Source organism: Polaromonas sp. CG_9.11 (assembly GCF_015752225.1).
GTDB lineage: Bacteria > Pseudomonadota > Gammaproteobacteria > Burkholderiales > Burkholderiaceae_C > Polaromonas.
Genome location: NZ_JADOVE010000029.1, coordinates 22,175 through 29,278, shown reverse-complemented (window position 1 = coordinate 29,278; position 7,104 = coordinate 22,175). Strand labels below are relative to the sequence as shown.

Genomic DNA, 7,104 nt, shown 5'->3' with positions numbered 1-7,104 from the left:
AGAGCCGCCGCGACAACCTTCAGGCCAAAGTCAACTGGCAGTTCACGACCAAGGATGCCCGCACCAAGCTCAAAAGGCTTTACCCGACAACTACAGCATGACGCGACACTAGGTCGGGAGACTGCCGTGGCCAGACGCGTCATGCCGTCTTCCGGCCAGCTTGCGGGTCTGCTCGATGCAGTAATCCATCAGGCCGTCGAGTTCGGTGGACTTGTCGAAAACCGCATCGGCCCCCAGCGCCGCCGACCGCATCCGGATTTCCGGCGTGGCGTAGTTGGTCAGGATCACCACCTTCTGGAAAGATGCCCGCTGGCGGCACGCGGCCAGCACTCCCAAGCCGCTGCCCTGCTTCAGGAACAGGTCAATGATGGCCAGATGCCATTCCGAATGGCGGCCAAGCCATTGGCTGGCTTCCTGCTGGGTGGCCGAATGCGCGGTAATTTTCAGCTGCGCTATTTCGCCCAGGGTTTCGATCAGGTTGGTGCGAACGGTGGGGTTGTCTTCAACCAGGTAGGCAATCAGTGTTTGCATAGAGCACCTGTGTGTTTGGCTGACAGCTTTGGCTGCCCATCAGGCTATCTCCCCGAGCTATAAAAACACTCGGGTGTAACAGGTGCAGCCATCCGATGACGCCAGCCAGGGTAGGACAAGGCACGCGTCCGGCTCGGGCCGGGTCACGGCTTGATGCCCTTCAGTCGGGCGACGGCAAGGCCGGGTCGCTCGCATCAGCTCCAGGCCGCTCTTCGGCGCCGTCCGGATGCCGCGCGAACCGGTCGGGCGCGCGCCCATGCACTGGCGCTGCGTCAGGCCACGGCCAGCCGCCAAACCGGGTGCGCTGGTAGTCGGCGAAGGCCTGCCGGATCTCGGCCTGGGTGTTCATCACGAACGGGCCATGCTGCACCACCGGCTCGCCAATCGGCCGCCCCTGCAGCAGCAGGAATTCGGAGGCTTGCGGACCGTTGACCAGGTCGACGGCGGCATCGGCACGCAACCCGATGGCGCTGGCCTGGCGCACCGCCTGGCCGGCCACGCTGACGGATTCGCCCTTGAAGAAATAAAGCTGGCGCCGGGTCCTTTCGCCCATGGCGGCGGGCAGCGTCCAGCGCGCGCCGGGTGCCATGCGCAGCGTCCAGATGGCCACGTCGGCGTCAGGCTGCGCGGCCCAGGAATCGGGCGGCGGCGGCAAGGGCGCGTCCACACGGGCGTATGGGTCGTTCAGCTGGCCGGTGATGAGCGCCACGTCGGTGGTGCGGCCTTCGGCATCGGTGGCCGTGAACTTCGCAATGTCCTGCACCCAGAACATGGTGAAGTGCGGCGCGGCCATTTTGGCTGCCGCCGGCAGGTTCAGCCAGATCTGGAACAGCTCGAGCGGGTTCGGCCCGTCCGGCGCGAGCAGCGGAAACATTTCCGAATGCACCACGCCCTGGCCGGCGGTCAGCCACTGCACGTCGCCGCGCCCGAAACGCGCCGCCGCGCCAAGCGAGTCGGCATGGTCGATCAGCCCCTGGCGCACGATGGTCACGGTCTCAAAACCCCGGTGGGGATGCGCCGGAAAGCCCGGCACCGTGCGGCCGTGGTACATGCTCCAGCCGTCCTTGCGGCTGAAGTCCTGGCCGATGTCGCGCCCGGCAAGCGACGTCGCCGGGCCGTTGTGTGCATTGGCGGCCGGGTAGGCGTCGTCGTGGTAGACGCAAAACAGGAAGGGATCGACCGTTGGCCATGGAAAGCCCAGCGGCTCGGTGCGAAGAACGGGCGAGCCTGCCGGGGCTTGAGCGACAACGGGCAAGGAGGACATGAAGACGGCTTTGTTGAAAGAAACGCAGGTGAGGCGGAGGCGCTCCGTTTCAAGCAAGCAAGCCCGGCAGGACGGTGCTCGAATCACCTGTTCGCCGGGCTTCAGGCCCACTGGCCCGAACAGGCTCAGCGCCTGCCAGTCATGCTTTCCCAGCCTTGCCGGACAGCCTGTTTGGTCTTCTCCCAGGGGCTGCCGCCCGTGGGATTGCGGCTGGTCCAGTCGTTGTGGGCATCGGCCTCGACCTCGTCCCAGGAACGGTTGGCATAGCGGGGGTCGGATCGCAATGTCGAGCCGTAGCGGTAAGCCGGCTCGTATTCCTCGTAGGTGCCGCCCAGTGACGCCTGGTTGGCCTGGTAATGGCTGCGGTAGTCCGGCTCGGCCATGCCGGTGGTTTCGGCGTCGCCCTTGTCCACATTGACCACGGTGTTGCGCAGCTGCTCCTTGACCGTTTCGGTCCGGGTGCTGGCCTCGGTGCCGACGACCACTTCTTCCACCACGCGGGCCGTCTTGCTGACCACGGGCCGTTCGGAGGTTTCATGGATTTCAATCGAACCGCCTTCGAACGCCTTCAGGTCCGCTTCAGTGGCGGGCCGGTCAACGGTCCGGCGCTCGATGTCCGCGCGTTCCTCATGCAGCTGCACCTGTTCCTCGACCGGCCGTGTTTCGGTGCGCGAGAACACCCGGACCGTGCCCAGGTCAACTTCGCGCTTGCCGACCTCCAGGTCCTCGCGCACCACCGGCAGCACCGTGCCCTGGTCGACCTGGCGGCTGCCGTCCGGTGTCATGAGGTCATCGGACGACTGCAGGCTGTTGCTTTGGTAGCGGCTGCGCTCGGCGGCGATCTGGTCGGGATGGTAGGGCTCGGCCGACGGATCGAAGCCCGAGTAGCCTTCCTCGCGCCAGCTTTCGCTGCGCTTGTCGATGTCCACCGCGCCGGCGGTGGACAGGATTGAGCGGGCTTGCTCGACCCGGTCCGGCTCCGCCACCGTCACCGCCAGGACCGTGCTGCCCCGGCGAACGGCTTCGGAATAGTGGCCGGCTTGTTCCTTGTCATCGCTGCCGAAAAGGTCGCCAAAAAAACGGCCAATGCCTGCCATGAAGCCTTCGTCCTCGGTGCGCGGGGTCGTGCCGGTGATGGTGCGGTCGGTGGTGGTCAGTGTGTCGCTCGGCTGCTCTGCCGGGTTGGACTGCAGGCGCATCTCGCTGGCATCGAAACCGCTGTCCAGAAGGGCGTCGCGCGCGTCCTGGGCTTCATTGACGGTATCAAAAACACCTACTACTGTTTGCATGGCTTGACTCCTAAAAATTGATCAGGATTGATCGCGTAGCTGACAAAAAACCGGTTTTCAAGGCCTCTGCGCCACCCATTGCCGGGTGACCGGGTCCAGGCGCTCCACCACCACCTCTTCACGCCGCAGGGAAGTTGCCACGCTGTGCTCGAAGGATTCGCGCCGGCGGTGCACATGAATTTCCTCGACCAGCACCAGCTGCCTGACCAGCCGCTCCTCGTACACCGGAATCACCAGCCGGTCGCCCAGTGTCCTGGGCGCCTCGACCGCCTCGACCACCTGGTTGACGGGAACGCGCGTCGTCTCGACGACTTCGCGGTAGCCCGTGGCCGCCACCGGCTCGGTGACCTGGTGCACCACCTTGCGCACCCGCACGGTGCCGGTGTGTTCGCGCTGCAGGTGGACGTGCGCCTGTTCGGCCAGCACCGGAATGACGATGCGCTGGCCTGCGCCTGCAGGGTCGGGCGCGCTGGAAAACTGCGGGGTTTCGGGCGTGAAGGAGTTCATGCTGTGTTGTTGACCGGATGAATCTCCATCTTGCAGTTCTGACGCGCGCTGGTTGAAAGAACTTGGTCGTAGATGCCGTCAGCCGATACCTACAGACGCTTTCAGGCCTTGCCCTGCGGGACGAGCCGGCTGTGGCCGCCGGATGCCACAAAACACCACCGGCTCAAAGGCGACAGCCGTTTGTGAAACCGTCCTACACCGCATAAGGAACTAACTTGGTAAATTACCGTTACAGCTTGTCAGTGACTGTTAAATGTCGCGGCAAGATAAAACTGTGAACGCACACGCTGAATTTGATGTGCGGCTTATTCTTCACCTCAGAGGTCTTCCCATGAAACATTCTTTACTGCTTGCCGCTCTGGTTGCGATGCTTGGCCTGACTGCCTGCGAAAAAACCACGGTCGCGGCGCCGCCTGCTGCCAGCGCACCGGTCGTCGTGGTTCCCGGCCCGGCCGGTCCGGCCGGCGCGACGGGCGCTACCGGCTCGACCGGTTCAACGGTTGCCGTTCCCGGTGCAACGGGCGCCACCGGCGCCACGGGCGCGACCGGCAATGACGGCGCCACGGGTTCAACAGGCTCGACCGGTTACACCGGCGCCACGGGCGCAACTGGTGCCGACGGCAGCAAGGGCGACACCGGCAAAACCGGTGGCGACACCGTCATCGTCGTCCCGCAAAAATAATTTTTTTGCTTCGGTCCCTTAAAAACGCAGGTGGATTTCCACTTGCGTTTTTTTATGCCGGCTTGCACGTGCCAAAAAGGCATCAAAAAAGCCGTTTGCGCATGCGCCATCCAGACGGGAAGCTATTGATCCAAGCGTAATTGCGCCCCTTTTTTCACTTCAGCCAGCCTGCTGCCGCGCCAACCGCTGCACGATGTCGGCAAACAAGGGGCGCCGGGCGGTGTCTGGCTGTGCGCAGTCGGCCTGCAGGGCGGCCAGCGGGTTCAGCGCCGCGTGCCATCCGGCCGGTGACGGGCAGCAGGCCAGCAGTTCTTCCAGCAGGCAGGAAAAAGCCCGCGCCTCGATGCGCTGCAGGGCCAGCGCCAGCGGCGCGTCGTCCGGCGGAAAAAACGAGGCCGCGCCAAAGTCGCCGAGCAGCGCCTGGCCGTCGGCCGCGCACAAAATATTGTGCGCATACAGGTCGCCATGCAGGAGGCCGCGCGCATGCAGATGGCGGGCGGCCGACGCCACCCCCAGCGCCAGCCGCAGCGCCGTGTCCGGCGTGAAACGCGCCCTGGCGTGGTACACGTCGCGGGTGCACGAGTCCAGGCTGGGCGGTGCGGCCAGGTTGCCCAAGTGCGGCGCCACCAGCGCCATCACCAGGCCGTCACTGCCAGCCGGATGGCCGGTGACGCGGCCATGCACCGCAATCAGCCCGGGATGCGCGCCGGCGCCGATGCAGGCCGCCATTTCATGCCGGGGCAGGCCGTCGCTGGTCAGCGCGCCCTTGAACAGCTTGACGGCCACCGGCAGCGCCGTGTCGCCACGCTGCCAGAGCGCCTGGCGGATCACGCCCGATGCGCCTTCGCCCAGCAGCGCGCCAGGCTGCAGCCTGGCCCAGTCGATGCGGGCCAGCGGCGCATCGGCCTGCGCGGCCACCTCGCCGGCGTCGGCCAGCGGGTTGCCGGCAAACGCCAGCCAGGCCAGGCGCGGCAGCGCCAGCAGCCAGCCGGGCAGGGCGGTGAACCGGTTGGCGGGGATGCGCAGCAGCTCCAGCCGGGTGCAGGCGGCCATTTCCGGCGGCAGGCTGTGCAGCCGGTTGCCGGCCAGCATGAGTTTTTGCAGCCGCGTGCAGCGCCCCAGGGCGGCCGGCAGTTCGGCCAGCTGGTTGTCGGTCAGCACCAGCGCGCGCAGACGCGGCGGCAGCGCGGCGGCCGGCACCTGGCGAATCTGGTTGGCCCGAAAGCCGATCATCTCCAGCTGCGCGCATTGCCCCAGCACCGCCGGCAGTTCGGTGAAGCGGTTGTTCGAGCAAAAAATGATGCGCAGCCGGTGCAGCCGCGCCAGGTCGTGGGGCAGGGCGCTCAGCGCATTGCCAGAGAGGTCGAGGATTTCCAGCGTGTCGGCCAGCGTGAAAATCTCGGGCGGAAAGGTTTCCAGCCCGCAGGACAGGCTCAGTCGGCGGCTGCCAGCCAGCGTGCCGGCGCGCAGTTGCCCCAGCATGTCCAGGGCGGGAAGGGGCTCGGTGCCGTGCGGTGCGTTCATCGTGCCTATTGGACACGAAGCCGGTGCAGGCGATCGGCCTGGATTCACCGGATGCACCGGATCAACACCGGCGGTCCTGGCGCAGGCTGCTGAAAGCCAGCGTTTTTCATCAAAACCGGGGTTTGCGCTTACGCATCAAGCACCAGCAGCTATCAAAAAAATAGCGTTTAAGGTTTTCAGGTCTTCGGTGCCTGCGGAATCACCACGGTAAACACTGTTCCCTCCTCCAGCGTCGAGGCAACCGACACCGTGCCCCCGTGGGCCTTGGCGATCTCGCTCACGATGAACAGGCCCAGGCCCACGCTGCGGGCGTTGCTCACCTGATCGCAGCTGCGCACCATGCGTTCGAACAGTCCGTCCATGATGTCTGCGGGAATGGGCAGGCCCCGGTTCTGCACCGAAAGCGAAAAAAACGCATCTTCCCGGGTCGAGGTGACGACCACCGGCGCGCCGGGCTCGCCATAGGCCATGGCGTTGGACACCAGGTTGCCGACCAGTTGCGCCAGCCGGTCGGCATCGGCGGTGCACCGGCCGTGCCCCTGCTGCACATGGCGCAGCACACGGTCGGGATAGACCTGCGACAGCTCCTGCACTGCCCCGGCCACCGCGCTGTGCAGGTCCATGGACGCCGGCGACACCGACAGGCCACTGCCCAGCCGCGCCTGGGTGAGGTCCAGCAGATTGGCAATCAGGCGGCTGGCCCGGTCGCCAGCCCTCAGGATGTAGGCCAGCACCTCCGACTGGTCGGGAGTGAGGCTGCCCTTGCCCAGCAGTTCAGCGCTCATCAGCACCGCCATGATCGGGTTGCGCAGGTCATGGCTGACGATGCCGACCATCTGCTCGGCAAACATCGCCCGGTCGCTGGCTTGCGCCTGAAGCTCGTGGGCATGCGCGACCATCGCTTCGAGCTTGGTGCGCGCCTTCACCAGTTCCTTTTCATACTTGTCGCGGTCCTGGGCGACAAACAAGGCATATTCATCCACCTTCTCGCCATGCGGCGCATGCCGGCGCGCATTGAGCAGCATGGGCAGCAGCTGGCCGTCCTTGCGCAGCATCTGCACCCGCACTTCCGAGACAGAGCCCTGCAGCTGCAACAGGCGCAGCGAATGCGTGTGGTGAAAAATGCGGCAGCCCGTGGTCAGCAGGTCCTGGAACTTGCGCTGGCCGACCAGCTCGCCCGGGGAGTAGCCCAGCCATTGGCAAAACGCCAGGTTGACCCGGCGCAGCAAACCCTGCGCATCGGTCTGCACCAGCCCGCAGGGGGCCTGGTCAAGCAGTTCCTGCGCTTCGCTGGCCAGTGTCGAAGG

The 7,104-nt window shown here is 65.7% G+C and carries 7 protein-coding genes; 1 reads left to right on the top strand and 6 read right to left on the bottom strand.

The window, feature by feature from the left end:
• Positions 1-108: 108 nt before the first annotated feature.
• The 4 genes from IWX85_RS18295 to IWX85_RS18280 form a co-directional block, all read right to left on the bottom strand.
• Positions 109-531, bottom strand: coding sequence for a response regulator (locus IWX85_RS18295; RefSeq protein WP_196870699.1), 423 nt, complete (start codon positions 529-531; stop codon positions 109-111).
• A gap of 160 nt (positions 532-691) precedes the next feature.
• Entirely contained in the window at positions 692-1,795 is a 1,104-nt protein-coding gene (locus IWX85_RS18290; protein WP_196870698.1) for a pirin family protein, read from the bottom strand.
• Positions 1,796-1,920: 125 nt separating this feature from the next.
• A complete protein-coding gene (locus IWX85_RS18285) occupies positions 1,921-3,084 on the bottom strand; it encodes a YsnF/AvaK domain-containing protein (RefSeq protein WP_196870697.1) in 1,164 nt (387 codons plus the stop codon).
• A 57-nt stretch (positions 3,085-3,141) separates the two neighbouring features.
• Positions 3,142-3,591, bottom strand: coding sequence for a YsnF/AvaK domain-containing protein (locus IWX85_RS18280; protein WP_036807803.1), 450 nt, complete (start codon positions 3,589-3,591; stop codon positions 3,142-3,144).
• Between the two features lie 331 nt (positions 3,592-3,922).
• On the opposite strand from IWX85_RS18280, the gene IWX85_RS20825 reads away from it, so the two are divergent.
• Entirely contained in the window at positions 3,923-4,273 is a 351-nt protein-coding gene (locus IWX85_RS20825; protein ID WP_036807806.1) for a hypothetical protein, read from the top strand.
• Between the two features lie 159 nt (positions 4,274-4,432).
• Here the strand turns inward: IWX85_RS20825 and IWX85_RS18270 are convergent, their stop codons facing one another.
• Positions 4,433-5,797 (bottom strand): leucine-rich repeat-containing protein kinase family protein, encoded by a 1,365-nt coding sequence (locus IWX85_RS18270; protein WP_231379949.1) that lies wholly within the window; start codon positions 5,795-5,797, stop codon positions 4,433-4,435.
• A gap of 176 nt (positions 5,798-5,973) precedes the next feature.
• On the bottom strand, positions 5,974-7,074 hold the full coding sequence (locus IWX85_RS18265; protein ID WP_255529477.1) for a PAS domain-containing sensor histidine kinase: 1,101 nt from the start codon (positions 7,072-7,074) through the stop codon (positions 5,974-5,976).
• Positions 7,075-7,104 lie beyond the last annotated feature (30 nt).